We start from the raw sequence: 17676 nt of genomic DNA, 5'->3' as shown, positions 1-17676 counted from the left end.
GCTGACGGGAAAGCGCAATGGATCACGCAATATATACAGCGATGGGGGCTGCAAGCCAGACGCTCAATCAGCAGGCTGTTACCGCCAGCAACCTGGCGAACGCCTCCACGCCTGGTTTTCGTGCACAGCTCAACGCACTGCGTGCGGTGCCGGTAGAAGGGCTGTCTTTGCCCACGCGTACGCTGGTCACCGCCTCCACGCCGGGCGCCGACATGACGCCAGGCCAGATGGATTACACCGCGCGTCCGCTGGACGTTGCCCTTCAGCAGGACGGCTGGCTGGCGGTGCAAACGGCTGACGGCGCAGAAGGGTATACCCGCAACGGTAACATTCAGGTGAGCGCCACCGGACAGTTGACGATTCAGGGGCATCCGGTGATGGGCGAAGCCGGTCCGCTGACGGTGCCGGAAGGGTCAGAGCTGACCATTGCGGCAGACGGGACGATCTCGGCATTGAATCCGGGCGACCCGGCGAACACCGTTGCGCCTGTCGGTCGTCTGAAGCTGGTGAAAGCGGAAGGCAACGAAGTGCAGCGTGGTGATGACGGAATGTTCCGTCTGACCCAGGCGGCGCAGGCCACGCGTGGCGCCACGTTACAGGCCGACCCGACCATCCGCGTGATGTCCGGTGTGCTGGAAGGCAGTAACGTCAAACCGGTCGAAGCCATGACCGACATGATCGCCAGCGCCCGCCGCTTCGAAATGCAGATGAAAATCATCAGCAGCGTCGATGAAAACGCAGGCAAGGCTAACCAACTTCTGGCTATGAGTTAACAGGACTCCCTATGATCAGTTCTTTATGGATCGCGAAAACCGGTCTGGACGCACAGCAAACCAATATGGATGTAATTGCCAACAACCTGGCAAACGTCAGCACCAATGGTTTCAAGCGCCAGCGTGCGGTTTTCGAAGATTTGCTTTATCAAACGATTCGTCAGCCAGGGGCGCAGTCTTCTGAGCAAACCACGCTGCCGTCCGGTCTGCAAATTGGTACCGGCGTACGCCCGGTCGCCACCGAGCGTCTGCACAGCCAGGGCAACTTGTCCCAGACCAACAACAGCAAAGACGTTGCCATCAAAGGTCAGGGTTTCTTCCAGGTGCAACTGCCTGACGGGACCTCCGCCTATACCCGCGATGGTTCGTTCCAGGTGGATCAGAATGGTCAGCTGGTGACGGCGGGCGGCTTCCAGGTTCAGCCTGCGATCACCATCCCGGCGAACGCGCTGAGCATCACCATTGGCCGTGACGGTATCGTCAGCGTCACTCAGCAAGGTCAGGCCGCGCCGGTTCAGGTTGGTCAGCTCAACCTGACGACCTTCATGAACGATACCGGACTGGAAAGCATCGGTGAGAACCTCTACACCGAAACGCAGTCTTCCGGCACGCCAAATGAAAGTACCCCCGGCCTGAACGGTGCGGGGCTGCTGTACCAGGGGTATGTGGAAACCTCGAACGTTAACGTGGCGGAAGAGCTGGTGAATATGATCCAGGTCCAGCGCGCCTATGAAATTAACAGTAAAGCAGTGTCGACGACCGACCAGATGCTGCAAAAACTGACGCAACTCTAAGGTGTAGCCCGGTGCGGTATACGTCGCACCGGCTCCCTGTTTTCGAAGATGAAGGCAATGCAAAAAAACGCGGCGTTTCGTTATCCGATCCTGACTGTTCTGGCTGTCACCCTCAGCGGGTGTGCCTGGATCCCGTCTAAACCATTGGTACAGGGTGCGACTACCGCCCAACCCGTTCCCGGCCCCGCGCCGGTGGTGAACGGCTCTATTTTCCAGACCGCGCAGCCGATTAACTACGGTTATCAGCCGCTGTTTGAAGACCGTCGTCCGCGTAACGTCGGCGATACGCTGACCATTGTGTTGCAGGAAAACGTCAGCGCGAGCAAGAGCTCGTCGGCGAATGCCAGCCGCGACGGCAAAACCAATTTTGGCTTCGACACCGTACCGCGCTATCTGCAAGGGCTGTTCGGCAACGCCCGTGCGGATGTGGAAGCCTCCGGCGGCAACACCTTTAACGGTAAAGGTGGCGCGAACGCCAGCAATACCTTCAGCGGAACGCTGACGGTAACGGTTGACCAGGTTCTGGTGAACGGCAACCTGCACGTGGTGGGCGAAAAACAGATCGCCATTAACCAGGGTACGGAATTCATTCGCTTCTCCGGTGTGGTTAACCCTCGCACCATCAGCGGCACCAACACCGTACCGTCCACACAGGTGGCGGATGCGCGCATTGAGTACGTCGGCAACGGCTACATCAACGAAGCGCAAAATATGGGCTGGCTGCAACGCTTCTTCCTTAACTTATCGCCGATGTAAGCGAGGTGACCTATGTATAAATTTCTCTTCGCCGTGGCGCTGTCGCTGGTCGCTACCGTTGCGCAGGCCGATCGCATTCGCGATCTCACCAGCGTGCAGGGCGTGCGCGAAAACTCCCTGATTGGCTACGGCCTGGTGGTGGGGCTGGATGGGACGGGTGACCAGACGACCCAGACGCCGTTCACCACCCAGAGCCTGAACAACATGCTCTCTCAGCTCGGTATTACCGTACCGGCGGGGACCAACATGCAGCTGAAAAACGTGGCGGCGGTGATGGTGACCGCGTCTTATCCGGCCTTTGCGCGTCAGGGGCAAACCATCGACGTGGTTGTCTCGTCGATGGGTAACGCCAAAAGCCTGCGCGGCGGTACGTTGTTGATGACGCCGCTGAAAGGCGTCGACAGCCAGGTGTATGCTCTGGCGCAGGGCAACATTCTGGTTGGCGGGGCAGGTGCGTCGGCGGGCGGCAGCAGCGTGCAGGTGAACCAGCTGAACGGGGGACGTATTACCAACGGCGCGATCATCGAACGTGAGCTGCCGACCCAGTTCGGCACCGGCAACACCATTAACCTGCAACTGAATAACGAAGACTTCACGATGGCGCAGCAGATTGCTGACACCATCAACCGCAGCCGGGGTTACGGCAGCGCCACCGCGCTGGATGCCCGCACCGTGCAGATCCGCACGTCAACCGGTAGCAGCAACCAGGTGCGGATGCTGGCCGATATCCAGAATATGGAAGTGAACGTGTCGGTGCAGGATGCAAAAGTCATTATCAACTCCCGTACCGGATCGGTGGTGATGAACCGCGAAGTGACGCTGGACAGCTGCGCCGTGGCGCAGGGCAATCTCTCCGTCACGGTTAACCGCTCGGCCAACGTCAGCCAGCCGGATACCCCGTTTGGTGGCGGTCAAACGGTAGTGACCCCGCAAACGCAGATTGATTTACGACAGAGCGGCGGATCGTTGCAGAGCGTGCGCTCCAGCGCCAACCTGAACAGCGTGGTACGTGCCCTGAACGCGCTGGGTGCAACGCCAATGGATCTGATGTCCATTCTGCAATCCATGCAAAGTGCAGGCTGCCTGCGCGCTAAACTGGAAATCATCTAAATGCTGACCGATAGCAAACTGTTGACCAGTGCCGCCTGGGATGCCCAGTCGCTCAACGAGCTCAAAACCAAAGCGGGCAAGGATCCGGCGGCGAATATCCGCCCGGTTGCCCGTCAGGTGGAAGGCATGTTCGTGCAGATGATGTTGAAAAGCATGCGTGAAACCCTGCCGAAAGATGGCATGTTCAGCAGCGATTCCACACGGCTTTACACCAGCATGTACGATCAGCAGATTGCCCAGCAAATGACCGCCGGAAAGGGGCTCGGCCTGGCGGACATGATTGTGAAACAGACCGCAGCCGCTCAGGGGCTGCCACCTGAAGAGGCTCCGCCGCAGGTGCCGCTGAAGTTTGATCTGGAAAAGGTGACCAGTTATCAAAATCAGGCGCTGACCCAGATGGTGCGTAAGGCAATGCCAAAGCCGGCAGAAACGCGTGACGAGCCGCTCTCCGGCGACAGCAAAGACTTCCTGGCGCAGCTCTCCCTGCCGGCGCGTCTTGCCAGTGAAGAAAGCGGCGTGCCACACCATCTGATTCTGGCGCAGGCGGCGCTGGAGTCGGGCTGGGGGCAACGTCAGATCCGCAGGGAGAACGGCGAGCCGAGCTTCAACATCTTTGGCGTGAAGGCCACCTCCAGCTGGAAGGGGCCGACCACGGAAATTACCACCACCGAATATGAGAACGGTGCGGCAGTGAAGGTGAAAGCCAAATTCCGCGTCTACAGCTCGTATCTGGAAGCGTTGTCGGATTATGTCGGGCTGTTGAGCCGGAATCCGCGCTACACCGCCGTGACCCAGGCCACCACGCCAGAGCAGGGCGCTCAGGCATTGCAGAATGCCGGCTACGCGACCGATCCAAACTATGCACGCAAGCTGACCAGCATGATCCAGCAGCTGAAATCCATGTCTGAGAAGGTCAGCAAAGCGTATAGCACAGATCTCGAAAATCTGTTCTGAAAGTTCTCAAGTCCCGGTGGAGGTTGCCGATAACCTTCATCAGGACTCGTGTCTGAACGTATAAAAGGAACCCCCATGTCCAGTTTGATTAACAGCGCCATGAGTGGCCTCAGTGCTGCGCAGTCGGCACTCAATACCGTCAGTAATAATATTTCAAGCTACAACGTGGCAGGTTATACCCGCCAGACTACCATTCTGGGCGCATCAAACAGCACCCTGACCGGCGGCGGCTGGGTGGGTAACGGGGTCTATGTCTCCGGCGTTCAGCGTGAATATGATGCGTTTATTACCAACCAGCTGCGCGCGGCGCAGAACCAGAGCAGCGGCCTGACCACGCGCTACCAGCAGATGTCAAAAATTGACGACGTGCTGTCGGATACCACGAACTCGCTTTCTGCCAACCTCCAGGATTTCTTTAAAAGCCTGCAAACGCTGGTGAGTAACGCAGAAGATCCGGCTGCACGCCAGACGGTACTCGGGAAGGCAGATGGTCTGGTAAACCAGTTCAAAACTAACGATCAATATCTCCGCGATCAGGATGCGCAGGTCAATACGGCGATTTCTACCAGCGTCGATCAGATCAATAACTACGCGAAGCAGATTGCCAACCTTAACGATCAGATTTCCCGGCTGACTGGCGTAGGGGCGGGCGCATCCCCGAACGAACTGCTCGATCAGCGCGATCAGCTGGTGAGCGAACTGAACAAAATTGTCGGTGTGGACGTTACCGTACAGGACAGCGGCACCTACAACATCTCTATCGCCAACGGCTACACCCTGGTCCAGGGCAGCAACGCCAGCCAGCTGGCTGCGGTGAAATCCAGCGCGGACCCTGCACGTACAACGATTGCGTATGTGGATGCCGCAGCAGGCAACGTGGAGATCTCAGAAAAACAGATCACCACGGGGTCGCTTGGGGGGCTGTTAACGTTCCGTTCTCAGGATCTGGATCAGGCGCGAAATACGCTTAACCAGATGGCGCTGGCGTTTGCGGATGCCATGAATACCCAGCACCAGGCGGGCTTTGATGCCAACGGGGACGCAGGCGGCAAGCTGTTTGATTTTGGCTCCCCGGCAGTGCTGAGTAACGGTAAGAACACCGGAAGCGCGTCCGTGACGGCCACGATGACGGACAGTACCAAGGTCCAGGCGACAAACTACAAAGTTGAGTACAACGGTACCGACTGGACCATCACCCGTCTGTCAGACAACACCAGCTTCACGGCTATGCCGGATACCAGCGGTAATCTGTCGTTTGATGGCCTCAACGTCAACATTAGCGGCTCGGCCAATAATAAAGACAGCTTTATCGTGAAGCCGGTGAATGACGTTATCGTGAATATGGACGTTGCGATCAGCGACGAATCCAAACTGGCGATGGCCTCCGCGCAAGGAAGCGGAGAAAGCGACAATACCAATGGCCAAAAGCTGCTGGATTTGCAGAGCGCCAAGCTGGTGGGGGGGAACAAAACCTTTAACGATGCTTATGCCGCGCTGGTCAGTACGGTGGGCAGCACCACGGCGTCGCTGAAAACCAGCAGCGAAACCAAAGTTAACGTTGTTACGCAGCTGACCAAACAACAGCAGTCAATCTCCGGGGTTAACCTGGACGAAGAGTATGGCAACCTGCAACGCTATCAGCAGTACTATCTGGCGAATGCGCAGGTGCTGCAAACGGCGAGCACGCTGTTTGATGCATTGATCAATATCCGCTAAGGCTGAGGCATAAAAAATGCGTATTAGTACTCAAATGATGTATGAGCAAAGCATGCGCGGCGTGACGAACTCCCAAAGTCTCTGGCTCAGCTACGGCGAGCAGATGTCTACGGGGAAGCGTATCAACCGTCCGTCTGACGATCCGATTGCCGCTTCGCAGGCCGTTGTGCTCTCTCAGGCCCAAACGCAAAATAGCCAGTATGCGCTGGCGCGCTCCTTCGCTACGACGAAAGTCTCGCTGGAAGAAAACGTGTTATCGCAAGTGACAACCGCTATCCAGGCTGCTCAGGAAAAGATTGTCAATGCGGGCAACGGTACGTTAAGTGACGATGACCGCGCTTCGCTGGCAACGAACCTGCAAGGTATTCGCGATCAGCTCATGAACCTGGCTAACAGCACGGACGGTAACGGTCGCTATATTTTTTCCGGTTACAAAACCGAAGCGGCGGCTTTCGACCAGGCTACGGGTGATTATAAGGGCGGCGGAACGCCAATCAGCCAGCAGGTTGACTCTGCGCGCACGATGCAAATCAGCCATACGGGCACTGAAGTTTTCGATAGCTTCACCAGCAATGCGAAGCCAGAGCCAGATGGTAGTACGCCGGAAACGAATTTGTTCAAGATCCTCGACTCCGCAATTGAAGCGCTGAATAAGCCGATTGGCGATGACGAAACGAAGGCTGAAGCATTTACGGCGGCTATTGATAAAGCCAACCGTGGCCTGAGCAACTCCCTCAACAACGTGCTGACCGTTCGCGCGGACCTCGGCATCAAGCTGGACGAGCTGGGCAAGCTGGATTCTCTGGGTGAAGACCGCGCGCTGGGCCAGACTCAGCAGATGAGCGACCTGGTTGACGTAGACTGGAACTCGGTGATTTCGTCCTACACCATGCAGCAGGCGGCGTTGCAGGCCTCGTATAAAGCCTTTAGCGATATGCAGGGTATGTCTTTGTTCCAGATGAACAGATAAGACTCTGACCTGTTTGACATGTCTTGAAACTGGGCATGTTTTGACTGCCCAACCCGTCCGGGTTGGGCAATTTTTTTACACACTTTCTGCCTGAGCGGACACCACCCGGGCGCTTTCAATCACTCTGATAGCCAGCGCAATGGCACCACACAGGGTTGCCAGTGCTACCACGCCCGTCCAGCCTGCCAGCGTATAGATATTGCTGCCTAATGCCGAACCCAGCGCCATTCCGATGAAAATGACGGTAAACAGCAGGGCGTTAAGGCGCCCACGGGCCTGCGGCTCAAGGCTGTAGACCAGGTTCTGGTGCGCCACGAGGCTGGACTGCAAACCGAGATCGAAACCGACCGCGGAGAGGGCAATCAGGAGCAACTGGCCGTGTACACCCAGGGCTGGCATCAGGAACATCAGAGCAAACGAGAGGGTCACCAGCGCGGCACCCAGTTGGGTCACTTTACCGGCGCCCAGCTTATCGGCCAGACCGCCTGCCAGCGGTGCGGCCAGCGCGCCTGCGGCTCCGGCAATACCAAAACCACCCGCCACGGCGCTGCCAAGGTGATACCGTTCCAGCAGCATGACCGCCAGCGTCGACCAGAACGCACTAAAGGCAATCGACAGAAAACCCTGAGCCAGCGCAGCCCGACGCAGCGCCGGGTAGCGACGCCAGAGGTGTTCCATGGAGCGCATCAGTGCCGGGTAGCTCAGCGTGGAATGAACGGCGAAGCGGGGAAGTACGGCCCACATCACCACGCCGATAAAGGCAATGCTTGCGGCGGCCAGCTGATACATCACTCGCCAGCCAAAGGCTTCACCCACCACGCCGCTCACGGTTCTGGAGAGCAAAATCCCCAGCAGCAGGCCGGTCATCACCGTGCCGACTGTTTTTCCCTGTTTGCCTTCCGGCGCGAGGATCGCTGCGGCCGGGACAATATCCTGCGCCATGGTGGCGGCCATGCCAATCAGCAGGCTGGTGAGCAGTAGGGAGTGCAGTTGTCCGGTCAGGCTACAACCCAGCAGGAACAGCGCCAGAGCTGCACTTTTTATCAGGATCAACGTTCTGCGGTCATAACGATCGCCGAGCGGGAGCAGAAACAGGATACCTAAGGCATAACCCGCCTGGGTGAGCGTCGGGACCATGCCCATGCCTTCGATGCTCAGGTGCAGGTCTGAGCCCATCAGCGGCAGCAGAGGCTGGGCATAATAGATGGATGCCACGCTGAAGCCCGCACCGAGCGCCAGCATTAAGATTACCCAGCGGCTTACGGCCCGGGTGGTGGTTGTGTTCATAAGATGTTCCTCATTCGTCGTGTGCGGCTATTTTTTATCAGTACGCCTTGCGACGGTAGCGGGCGCGGTGGTAAAACGCTTATACGTGTAGCGTATAGGTGTCAATGATATGAAACGGACTGAGCGTATAGATCGTGTAGAACTGATGCGAACCTTTGTTCGCATTGTGGAGGCGGGGTCCCTTTCTGCGGCGGCACGTCAGCTGGCAACAACCCAGGCCACGGTGAGCCGACGGTTGCAGTCGCTTGAAACCATGCTGGGCGTGCGCCTGATGCTGCGCACAACCCATACGACACGGCTGACCGATGACGGTGAACGCTGCTATCAGCATGCCAGACGGGTGATTGACAGCTGGCTGGCGCTGGAAGACGAGGTGGGGCAGACGGAAGATGAACCGGTCGGGGTGCTGAGGGTGCGCGCGCCTCACGCGTTTGGCCAGGATCAGCTACTAAAACCGTTAACCCAATTTTTGCAGCGCTATCCCCAGCTTTCTGTTGAGTGGATGCTTAACGATCGCTCGGTTGATTTCCTCGGCGACAACCTTGACTGTGCTATTCGGGTAGGCGTGGAAGTCGATCCGGCAACCGTGTCTGTGCTACTGGCTGAAGTGCCGCGCTCGGTGGTAGCGTCACCGGCACTCCTTGCCCGTTTTCCCGCGGTTAACACGCCGGACGATCTGCAACATCTCCCCTGGATTGCCATCAGCTCTTTTTATCAACGCCATGTGGAACTCTTCCACGAGGCAACACCCACCCCGGCGAGAGTTACCATTACGCCACGCCTGAGTACCGACAGCCTGTATGTAGCGCGCAATACGGCACTCACCGGGCTAGGCGTGGCGGTGGTATCCAGCTGGACGGTACAGGATGATATTCGGGAAGGGCGACTGGTGCATTTACTGCCAGAGTGGCAGCCAGCAGCGCTACCGGTACATCTGGTTTATCCCTGGTCACGCTATTATCCGGCGCGCTTGCGGCGTTTTCTGGAGCTGATGCGGCAGATAATGCCGGAGGTCACCGGGATGAGAAAGCCCCTGCAACAGCCATAAAAAAGCCGACCCGAAGGTCGGCTTTCAGTCTTAGCGTGCGTTATTCAACAGGCTGAGGACGAGTAGCTGGGGCAGTAGCCATGTGCGTCGCACTGTGACCACCGGCAGCACCTTTACCTTCGAAGTTGAATTTCGGACGAACCCAGTCACTATGGCGTGGTGCTTCAGGCACGTACTCAGGTGCCGGGGCACGAGTCATTGGCGCGGTAGCAATGTGAGCAGGCGCTACAGCTTCAACGATCTCAACCGGCTCAGATTTCACTTCAGGCGCTTTGACCTCTTCGACAACAGGTTCAACCTGAATCTCGACGTCCTGAACAACCTCTTCCGTCTCCGTTTCGACGGCAACGTCTGCGGGCTCTTCTGCTGCGGATACAGGCTTAGCGTCTTCCGCGACTTCTTCAGCCACCACGGTATCTTCTTCGGCAATGATCTGCGGTGCGGCATCAACCGGCGCAGCAATCACTTCAGGATGGGTCGTTTCCACTTCCACAGCCTGCGGCGGCGCTGTTTCAACAACCTGCGGTTCGACCACGGTTGCCGCTTCAGTCACGACGTCTTCCACCGCGACGACTGGTGCAATCACCTCTTCGGTCACAGCCTGTTCTTCAACAGCCTGCTCCGGACGTGCAACCGGATAACGGATCCAGACTTTACCGGATGCCATCTCAGGTGACGCGCACGCCACGGTCATTGGCATTGGAGACTGGGTCGGGTAACGCTCGTCACGATAACGACGGCGACGCTGACCGCTCACGCGCAGATGGCGTGGAGAACGGCGGGAGCGACGCGGCATACCTGCGTTATCACGGTTTTCGCTGCTTTCGTCCTGCTCAACCTGATTTTCCACTACGGCTGGCAGGTCAACTTTCGCAACCTGAGTACCCGTTGTGCTTTCAGCCGCTTCAACCGCGATAACGTCGTTTTCTTCGGCCTGAACAACACCCATACGTACTTTCTGGGTCAGCTGGCGCTGCTTACGACGCGGCATAACCTGAGTACGCTCTTCCTGCTCAGTGTCCTGCTGTTCTGCAGGCGCTTCGCGATTCAGGTTTTTGACTTCCTGCTGAGCCTGGCGTTTGTCATCGTTACGACGACGGTTACGCTCGCGGCGAGGCTGCTGCTCGTCACGCTGTTTGCTCTTCTCGGACTCATCGCCCGCCTGCTGGCGAATCTCACGATCTTCAACGTTCTGCTGTTGCTTCTCGCGACGGTTGCGACGGTTGTCCTCGCGCTGTTCACGACCTTCGTTGTTATCGGAACGATTATCACGGCGCTCATTACGATCGCCACGGTCGTTGCGGTCGCGACGGTTGTTCTGACGCTTACGACGGTCCTGCTGACGCTCTGGTTTCGCTTCTTTTGGCGCTTCTTTCGGCTCCTCAGGCTGAACTTCTTCGGCGGCAAACATTTTTTTCAGCGCACCGATGATGCGGCTCAGGAGACCAGGCTGCTCAGGCTGCGCTTTTGGCGCGGCAGGAGCCACTTTCTGCACAGCAGGTTTTTCCGCTGGTTTTTCCAGCGTCGCTTCTGGCGGTGCTTCCGGCATGATGAAGGTCGCTAAAGCTGGCTGCTCAGGCAGTTTACGCTCGGCAGGCTCTTCATCAGACGGCAGCGCCATTTCTTCTTCATGCAGCTTCGGCAGCAGGTAGCTGAGGGTGCTTGTCTCTTCGCCTTTGCGCACGCGCAGCACGTGATAGTGCGGGGTTTGCATCTCGTCGTTTGGCACGATGATGCAGCGAACGCCGCCCTGACGCGCTTCGATTGCGCTCACCGCTGCACGTTTTTCGTTCAGCAGGTAGGAGGCAATCGGCACTGGAACAATAGCGTGAACCTCTTTGGTGTTCTCTTTCAGCGCTTCTTCTTCAATCAGACGCAGAATAGAGAGGGAGAGAGATTCATTGTCACGAACGGTACCTGTACCGGAACAGCGCGGGCAGACGTGATGGCTGGACTCACCCAGAGACGGGCTGAGGCGCTGACGGGACATCTCCAGCAGGCCAAAGCGAGAAATATGGCTGATCTGGATACGCGCGCGATCCTGGCGCACCGCTTCACGCAGACGGTTTTCAACCGCACGCTGGTGGCGAACCGGGGTCATGTCGATGAAGTCGATAACGATCAGACCACCCAGGTCGCGCAGGCGGAGCTGGCGGGCGATTTCATCAGCGGCTTCAAGGTTGGTGTTGAAGGCGGTCTCTTCGATGTCGCCGCCGCGGGTTGCACGCGCGGAGTTGATGTCGATGGCGGTCAACGCTTCGGTGGTATCGATAACGATAGAACCGCCGGACGGCAGACGCACTTCACGCTGGAAGGCAGACTCGATCTGGGATTCAATCTGATAATGGCTGAACAGCGGGATTTCACCGGTGTACAGCTTAATTTTGCTGGTGAAATCCGGGCGACCCAGTGCGGCGATGTGCTGGCGAGCCAGCTCAAGCACTTTCGGGTTATCAATCAGAATTTCACCGATGTCCTGACGCAGATAATCACGGAAGGCACGCACGATGACGTTGCTTTCCTGGTGGATCAGGAACGGCGCAGCACGGCTTTCTGCCGCTTTCTTGATGGCTTCCCAGTGTTTCAGGCGGAAGCTCAGGTCCCACTGCAACGCTTCGGCAGATTTGCCAACGCCTGCGGTGCGCACGATAAGGCCCATGCCGTCTGGCAGTTCAAGACTTGCCAGTGCTTCTTTCAGCTCGGTACGGTCATCGCCTTCGATACGGCGAGAGATGCCACCCGCACGCGGGTTGTTTGGCATCAATACCAGATAGCTTCCTGCCAGACTGATAAAGGTGGTCAGCGCGGCGCCTTTGTTGCCACGCTCTTCTTTATCGATCTGGACGATAACTTCCTGACCTTCACGCAGAACATCTTTGATGTTCGGACGGCCATGGGAGTTGTAGTTTGCAGGAAAATATTCGCGGGCGATTTCTTTGAGAGGAAGGAAACCGTGACGCTCAGCACCGTAATCGACAAATGCAGCTTCAAGGCTTGGTTCAATGCGGGTGATTTTGCCTTTGTAAATGTTCGCTTTTTTCTGTTCGTGTCCAGGACTTTCGATATCCAGATCGTACAGGCGCTGCCCATCCACAAGGGCGACACGCAACTCTTCTTGCTGAGTTGCGTTGATTAACATTCTTTTCATCGTAACTTACTCGTTATTCTTACATTGACGACAAAGCTGCGGGCAAGGTGACGCTTTCCGGGGTATGAACCGATGGCCTCGTGTCTATTCACGTCGCCAACCTCACGGTTGTCGCTCGCTTAAGAGGCGCAGAGTGTCGGTTGCCTGTATTTCATAGGGAAACACAGCGCAATTATCAGGGGAATTGCCTGGGAAAACTCTCCAGAGAACAATCCTTATACCGGGAAGTACTGCAACCCGCAGCCCGCTAACTGCCTGAAAGATCAATACGTCTTACGCCATTGCTGCGTGGATGATCGGTCAGACAAAATTGGTCATTCCGTCGACATCCTTACAAAACCCGGATTTAACGCGGAAAACGGATTCATTATTCCACTGCTCGCCGGGTTATAGCAAGATGACTTTTACCAATTATCACCCGGTTACTCACAGTTTCTTCACTTCAACGGGGTGATTGGTTTAATAACCACCAAATCGATTGCGCGAAAGGGGAGTGGTCCGGATAAAAGTAAATATAAGCATAGAAAAATGAGTGGCGCTAATGTCAGACGCTATTTAGAATCGCCAACCATGAAAACAGAGACTCCAGCCGTAAAAATGGTTGCCATCGCCGACGACGAGGCAGGGCAACGTATCGATAATTTTTTGCGCACCCAATTGAAGGGTGTGCCAAAAAGTATGATTTATCGCATCTTGCGTAAGGGTGAGGTGCGGGTGAACAAAAAACGTGTGAAGCCCGAGTACAAGCTCGAGGCGGGCGATGAAGTCCGCATTCCACCGGTACGTGTTGCAGAGCGTGAAGAAGAGGTCGTTTCTCCGAAGCTGCAAAAAGTCGCGGCTTTGAGCGACGTTATCCTTTATGAGGACGACCACATTCTGGTGCTGAATAAACCGTCCGGAACGGCGGTACACGGGGGGAGCGGTCTGAGCTTCGGCGTGATCGAAGGTTTACGTGCGCTGCGCCCGGAAGCGCGTTTCCTCGAACTGGTTCACCGTCTTGACCGTGATACCTCAGGCGTGCTGCTGGTGGCGAAAAAACGTTCTGCACTGCGTTCCCTGCATGAACAGCTGCGCGAAAAAGGGATGCAGAAAGATTATCTGGCGCTGGTGCGCGGCCAGTGGCAGTCTCACGTGAAAGTGGTGCAGGCGCCGCTGCTGAAAAATATTCTGCAAAGCGGTGAGCGCATTGTTCGTGTTAATCAGGAAGGGAAACCGTCTGAGACGCGATTTAAAGTAGAAGAGCGCTACGAATTCGCCACGCTGGTGCGCTGTAGTCCGGTGACGGGGCGTACTCACCAGATTCGCGTCCATACCCAGTTTGCAGGCCATCCGATTGCGTTCGACGATCGCTATGGCGATCGCGAGTTTGATAAGCAGTTGGCGGGTACGGGGCTGTCGCGTCTGTTCCTGCATGCGGCAGCGCTGAAGTTTACCCATCCTAATACCGGTGAAGTTATCCGTATTGAAGCGCCGCTGGATGAGCAGTTGAAACGCTGCCTGAAAGTTCTGCGCGGCTGATTATGTGCCGGGGGGCGCTGCGCTTACCCGGCCTACGAAATCCGTAGGCCCATGCAAGCGAAGCGCCGCTGGGCAAAAATCACATCGTCAGCGGATTACACTCTTCTCGCCTTAACATCTGGCACAGCGCAATCAGCGGCAACCCCACCAGCGTGTTGGGATCCCGCCCGTCCAGCTTGTCGAACAGTGCAATTCCCAGCCCTTCACTTTTGAAACTCCCTGCGCAGTTCAGAGGACGTTCCCGACGCACGTAATCCATAATCTCCTCCTCGCTGAGATGACGGAAGTGCACATCAAATGGCTCACACTCGGTTTGCAGATGACCGGAGGCGGAATTATAAAGCGCCAGGCCGGTATAAAAGGTCACGATACTGCCTCGCGCACGCAAAAGCTGCTGGCAGGCGTTTTCTTCCGTATGCGGTTTACCGGTGATTTCGCCGTCCAGCACACAAACCTGATCGGAGCCTATAATCAGATGAGCGGGGTAACGTACGGCCAGCGACTGTGCTTTCTCTTTCGCGAGACGGGTCACCAGATGACGCGGTGACTCGCCCGGCTGTGGCGTTTCATCCACCTCCGGCGCGGCGCATTCAAACGGGATCCCGAGCTTTTCCAGCAGCATTCGGCGATAAGGTGAAGTGGAAGCAAGGACGAGATTTGGCATATTTTTATCACCAGATATAGCGTATCGATGCCAGCCATTTTAAACTACAGGCCGCAATGTGTGCGAATAATTGGCAAAAGGCAGCTCTGGTTGCCTTTTTCTTTGACTCTATGACGTTACAAAGTTAATATGCGCGCCCTATGCAAAAGGTAAAATTACCCCTGACTCTTGATCCGGTTCGTACGGCTCAAAAACGCCTCGATTACGAAGGAATCTATTCTTCCGATCAGGCTGAGCGTATTGCCGAATCTGTAGTCAGTGTGGACAGTGATGTAGAGTGCTCCATGTCGTTCGCTATCGACAACCAGCGCCTCGCCGTTTTAACCGGTGATGCAAAGGTGACGGTAACGCTCGAATGTCAGCGCTGCGGGAAACCGTTTGTACAGCATGTTCACACAACGTATTGTTTCAGTCCGGTTCGTTCTGACGAACAGGCTGAAGCACTCCCGGAAGCGTATGAACCGATTGAGGTTAACGAATTCGGTGAAATCGATCTTCTGGCGCTGGTTGAAGATGAAGTCATCCTCTCCCTGCCAGTCGTTCCGGTGCATGATTCTGAACACTGTGAAGTGTCCGAGGCGGACATGGTCTTTGGGGAACTGCCTGATGAAGCGCAAAAACCAAATCCATTTGCCGTATTAGCCAGCTTAAAGCGTAAGTAATTGAGGAGTAAGGTCCATGGCCGTACAACAGAATAAACCAACCCGTTCCAAACGTGGCATGCGTCGTTCCCATGACGCGCTGACCGCAGTTACCAGCCTGTCTGTAGACAAGACTTCTGGTGAGAAACACCTGCGTCACCACATCACCGCTGACGGTTTCTACCGCGGCCGCAAGGTTATCACTAAGTAATCACGCGTCAGCGTGATTAGGCTTAGTGAGGAACTTCCCCGTGAAAACGGGGAGTTTACCGAACCAGGCTGCGACGATACCTTGACACGTCTAACCCTGGCGTTAGATGTCATGGGGGGAGATTTTGGCCCTACCGTGACAGTGCCTGCAGCATTGCAGGCACTGAATTCTAATTCGCAACTCACACTTCTTTTAGTCGGTAATCCCGACACAATCACGCCATTACTTGCAAAAGCTGACTTTGAACAACGTTCGCGTCTGCAGATTATTCCTGCGCAGTCAGTTATTGCCAGTGATGCCCGGCCATCGCAGGCTATTCGTAATAGCCGCGGCAGCTCTATGCGCATGGCGCTGGAGCTGGTGAAAGAAGGGCGAGCGCAGGCTTGCGTCAGCGCGGGAAATACTGGCGCGCTGATGGGGCTGTCGAAATTATTGCTCAAGCCGATTGAGGGCATTGAGCGTCCGGCGCTGGTGACGGTGTTACCGCATCAGCAGAAGGGCAAAACGGTGGTGCTCGATCTGGGCGCTAACGTAGATTGTGATAGTACAATGCTGGCTCAGTTTGCCGTGATGGGGTCGGTGCTGGCAGAAGACGTGGTCGGGATTACCAATCCCCGCGTTGCGTTATTGAATATTGGTGAAGAAGAGACCAAAGGCCTGGACAGTATCCGCGACGCTGCGGAATTACTCAAACAGGTTCCCTCCATCAACTATATTGGTTATCTCGAAGCCAATGAGTTGCTGACGGGCAAAACGGATGTATTAGTGTGTGATGGCTTCACCGGAAACGTGACGTTGAAGACCATGGAAGGGGTCGTACGAATGTTCCTTTCTCTGCTGAAATCGCAGGGAGAAGGTAAAAAAAGGTCCTGGTGGCTGATTTTATTAAAGCGTTGGTTACAAAAAAGCCTGACGCGGCGATTCAGTCACCTCAACCCCGACCAGTATAATGGCGCCTGTCTGTTAGGATTGCGCGGCATCGTGATTAAGAGTCATGGCGCCGCCAATCAGCGAGCATTTACCGTCGCGATTGAACAGGCAGTGCAGGCGGTGCAGCGACAAGTCCCTCAGAGGATTGCCGCTCGCCTGGGATCTGTATTAGCTAAAAGTGACTGAGCGTACATGTATACGAAGATTTTAGGTACCGGCAGCTACCTGCCAAAACAAGTGCGTACCAACGCCGATCTTGAAAAAATGGTAGATACGTCTGACGAGTGGATTGTCACGCGCACAGGTATCCGTGAACGTCGTATCGCCGCGTCAGACGAAACTGTGTCCACCATGGGCTACGAAGCCGCTCAGCGAGCGCTTGAGATGGCTGGCATTGATAAAGAACAGATCGGGCTTATTGTGGTGGCGACAACATCTGCCACGCATGCCTTCCCAAGCGCAGCGTGCCAGGTGCAGAACATGCTCGGCATCAAAGGCTGCCCGGCATTTGATGTTGCAGCGGCGTGCGCGGGTTTCACCTATGCGCTGAGCATCGCCGATCAGTATGTTAAATCGGGTGCCGTAAAATATGCGTTGGTGATCGGTGCTGATGTGCTGGCGCGTACCTGCGATCCAACCGATCGCGGCACAATCATTATTTTTGGCGATGGCGCGGGCGCGGTACTGTTGGGGCAGTCCGAAGAACCAGGCATTATCTCCACGCACCTGCACGCTGACGGTCGCTACGGCGAGCTGTTAACGCTGCCTAACGCCGATCGCGTTAATCCGGACAGTTCGATTTACCTGACAATGGCGGGTAATGAAGTGTTCAAGGTGGCCGTGACCGAACTCGCTCACATTGTTGATGAGACGCTGGAAGCGAACAATCTGGATCGCGCCGCACTCGACTGGCTGGTACCGCATCAGGCTAACCTGCGTATTATCAGCGCGACGGCGAAGAAGTTGGGCATGTCTATGGATAACGTTGTGGTGACGCTTGATCGCCACGGCAACACCTCTGCGGCATCGGTACCGTGCGCATTTGACGAAGCGGTACGCGATGGACGAATTAAACGGGGCCAACTGGTCTTGCTTGAAGCCTTTGGTGGTGGGTTCACCTGGGGTTCCGCGCTGGTTCGTTTCTAGGATAAGGATT

At 56.2% G+C, this 17676-nt stretch carries 16 protein-coding genes; 13 read left to right on the top strand and 3 right to left on the bottom strand.

Translation table 11 applies throughout. From position 1 onward, the window contains the following. Positions 1–17: 17 nt before the first annotated feature. The 7 genes from ACOTX2_RS05555 (at position 18) to flgL (ending at position 7073) form a co-directional block, all read left to right on the top strand. Complete coding sequence (locus ACOTX2_RS05555) at positions 18–773, top strand: flagellar basal body rod protein FlgF (protein ID WP_022647727.1); 756 nt, start codon at positions 18–20, stop codon at positions 771–773. A gap of 11 nt (positions 774–784) precedes the next feature. Further along, complete coding sequence (gene flgG, locus ACOTX2_RS05550; protein WP_000625853.1) at positions 785–1567, top strand: flagellar basal-body rod protein FlgG; 783 nt, start codon at positions 785–787, stop codon at positions 1565–1567. A 57-nt stretch (positions 1568–1624) separates the two neighbouring features. Next, positions 1625–2323: a flagellar basal body L-ring protein FlgH gene (gene flgH / locus ACOTX2_RS05545; protein WP_003857987.1), complete on the top strand. Its 699-nt coding sequence runs from the start codon at positions 1625–1627 to the stop codon at positions 2321–2323. Between the two features lie 12 nt (positions 2324–2335). Beyond that, positions 2336–3433, top strand: coding sequence for a flagellar basal body P-ring protein FlgI (locus ACOTX2_RS05540; RefSeq protein WP_022647728.1), 1098 nt, complete (start codon positions 2336–2338; stop codon positions 3431–3433). After that, positions 3434–4387, top strand: a complete 954-nt coding sequence (flgJ, locus tag ACOTX2_RS05535) for a flagellar assembly peptidoglycan hydrolase FlgJ (RefSeq protein ID WP_063147631.1) — start codon at positions 3434–3436, stop codon at positions 4385–4387. A gap of 75 nt (positions 4388–4462) precedes the next feature. Beyond that, the gene (gene flgK / locus ACOTX2_RS05530) at positions 4463–6103 is read left to right on the top strand and encodes a flagellar hook-associated protein FlgK (RefSeq protein WP_038415826.1); all 1641 of its coding nucleotides are present in this window, start codon (positions 4463–4465) and stop codon (positions 6101–6103) included. Positions 6104–6119: 16 nt separating this feature from the next. Beyond that, on the top strand, positions 6120–7073 hold the full coding sequence (gene flgL / locus ACOTX2_RS05525) for a flagellar hook-associated protein FlgL (protein WP_022647731.1): 954 nt from the start codon (positions 6120–6122) through the stop codon (positions 7071–7073). Between the two features lie 75 nt (positions 7074–7148). On the opposite strand, the gene ACOTX2_RS05520 is transcribed toward flgL, so the two are convergent. Beyond that, complete coding sequence (locus ACOTX2_RS05520) at positions 7149–8360, bottom strand: MFS transporter (protein WP_022647732.1); 1212 nt, start codon at positions 8358–8360, stop codon at positions 7149–7151. 109 nt (positions 8361–8469) lie between these two features. Between ACOTX2_RS05520 and ACOTX2_RS05515 the strand changes: the two genes are divergently transcribed. Next, positions 8470–9408 carry a LysR family transcriptional regulator gene (locus ACOTX2_RS05515; RefSeq protein ID WP_022647733.1) on the top strand — a complete coding sequence of 313 codons (939 nt, stop codon included), beginning with the start codon at positions 8470–8472 and terminating at the stop codon, positions 9406–9408. A 40-nt stretch (positions 9409–9448) separates the two neighbouring features. On the opposite strand, the gene rne is transcribed toward ACOTX2_RS05515, so the two are convergent. Further along, the gene (gene rne / locus ACOTX2_RS05510; protein ID WP_063147630.1) at positions 9449–12556 is read right to left on the bottom strand and encodes a ribonuclease E; all 3108 of its coding nucleotides are present in this window, start codon (positions 12554–12556) and stop codon (positions 9449–9451) included. A gap of 570 nt (positions 12557–13126) precedes the next feature. Here rne and rluC point away from each other — a divergent pair. Next, positions 13127–14074 carry a 23S rRNA pseudouridine(955/2504/2580) synthase RluC gene (rluC, locus tag ACOTX2_RS05505; RefSeq protein WP_003857970.1) on the top strand — a complete coding sequence of 316 codons (948 nt, stop codon included), beginning with the start codon at positions 13127–13129 and terminating at the stop codon, positions 14072–14074. A gap of 79 nt (positions 14075–14153) precedes the next feature. Here rluC and ACOTX2_RS05500 read toward each other — a convergent pair whose 3' ends face one another. After that, a complete protein-coding gene (locus ACOTX2_RS05500) occupies positions 14154–14738 on the bottom strand; it encodes a Maf family protein (RefSeq protein WP_032622147.1) in 585 nt (194 codons plus the stop codon). 140 nt (positions 14739–14878) lie between these two features. Between ACOTX2_RS05500 and yceD the strand changes: the two genes are divergently transcribed. The 4 genes from yceD to ACOTX2_RS05480 all read left to right on the top strand — a co-directional run bounded on the left by yceD (position 14879) and on the right by ACOTX2_RS05480 (position 17666). Continuing rightward, complete coding sequence (yceD, locus tag ACOTX2_RS05495; protein WP_003857966.1) at positions 14879–15400, top strand: 23S rRNA accumulation protein YceD; 522 nt, start codon at positions 14879–14881, stop codon at positions 15398–15400. 16 nt (positions 15401–15416) lie between these two features. After that, positions 15417–15590, top strand: coding sequence for a 50S ribosomal protein L32 (gene rpmF, locus ACOTX2_RS05490; protein ID WP_003857964.1), 174 nt, complete (start codon positions 15417–15419; stop codon positions 15588–15590). Positions 15591–15671: 81 nt separating this feature from the next. Further along, positions 15672–16706, top strand: a complete 1035-nt coding sequence (gene plsX, locus ACOTX2_RS05485; protein ID WP_198921375.1) for a phosphate acyltransferase PlsX — start codon at positions 15672–15674, stop codon at positions 16704–16706. 6 nt (positions 16707–16712) lie between these two features. Next, positions 16713–17666, top strand: coding sequence for a beta-ketoacyl-ACP synthase III (locus ACOTX2_RS05480; protein WP_032624477.1), 954 nt, complete (start codon positions 16713–16715; stop codon positions 17664–17666). Positions 17667–17676 lie beyond the last annotated feature (10 nt).

Origin of the sequence: Enterobacter cloacae complex sp. IR5412, assembly GCF_049237385.1 — a bacterium.
Taxonomy (GTDB): Bacteria; Pseudomonadota; Gammaproteobacteria; order Enterobacterales; family Enterobacteriaceae; genus Enterobacter; species Enterobacter intestinihominis.
Note: the sequence above shows the minus strand (reverse complement) of the source record. Positions and strands in the feature narration are given on the sequence as shown.

Excerpts from the sequence above, each read along its gene's own strand:
- rluC (WP_003857970.1), top strand. The coding sequence starts at position 13,127 with ATGAAAACAGAGACTCCAGCCGTAAAAATGGTTGCCATCGCCGACGAC.
- yceD (WP_003857966.1), top strand. The coding sequence starts at position 14,879 with ATGCAAAAGGTAAAATTACCCCTGACTCTTGATCCGGTTCGTACGGCT.
- flgJ (WP_063147631.1), top strand. The coding sequence starts at position 3,434 with ATGCTGACCGATAGCAAACTGTTGACCAGTGCCGCCTGGGATGCCCAG.
- rpmF (WP_003857964.1), top strand. The coding sequence starts at position 15,417 with ATGGCCGTACAACAGAATAAACCAACCCGTTCCAAACGTGGCATGCGT.
- flgK (WP_038415826.1), top strand. The coding sequence starts at position 4,463 with ATGTCCAGTTTGATTAACAGCGCCATGAGTGGCCTCAGTGCTGCGCAG.
- ACOTX2_RS05520 (WP_022647732.1), bottom strand. The coding sequence starts at position 8,360 with ATGAACACAACCACCACCCGGGCCGTAAGCCGCTGGGTAATCTTAATG.
- ACOTX2_RS05555 (WP_022647727.1), top strand. The coding sequence starts at position 18 with ATGGATCACGCAATATATACAGCGATGGGGGCTGCAAGCCAGACGCTC.
- flgL (WP_022647731.1), top strand. The coding sequence starts at position 6,120 with ATGCGTATTAGTACTCAAATGATGTATGAGCAAAGCATGCGCGGCGTG.
- ACOTX2_RS05540 (WP_022647728.1), top strand. The coding sequence starts at position 2,336 with ATGTATAAATTTCTCTTCGCCGTGGCGCTGTCGCTGGTCGCTACCGTT.
- ACOTX2_RS05480 (WP_032624477.1), top strand. The coding sequence starts at position 16,713 with ATGTATACGAAGATTTTAGGTACCGGCAGCTACCTGCCAAAACAAGTG.
- ACOTX2_RS05500 (WP_032622147.1), bottom strand. The coding sequence starts at position 14,738 with ATGCCAAATCTCGTCCTTGCTTCCACTTCACCTTATCGCCGAATGCTG.
- flgH (WP_003857987.1), top strand. The coding sequence starts at position 1,625 with ATGCAAAAAAACGCGGCGTTTCGTTATCCGATCCTGACTGTTCTGGCT.
- rne (WP_063147630.1), bottom strand. The coding sequence starts at position 12,556 with ATGAAAAGAATGTTAATCAACGCAACTCAGCAAGAAGAGTTGCGTGTC.
- ACOTX2_RS05515 (WP_022647733.1), top strand. The coding sequence starts at position 8,470 with ATGAAACGGACTGAGCGTATAGATCGTGTAGAACTGATGCGAACCTTT.
- flgG (WP_000625853.1), top strand. The coding sequence starts at position 785 with ATGATCAGTTCTTTATGGATCGCGAAAACCGGTCTGGACGCACAGCAA.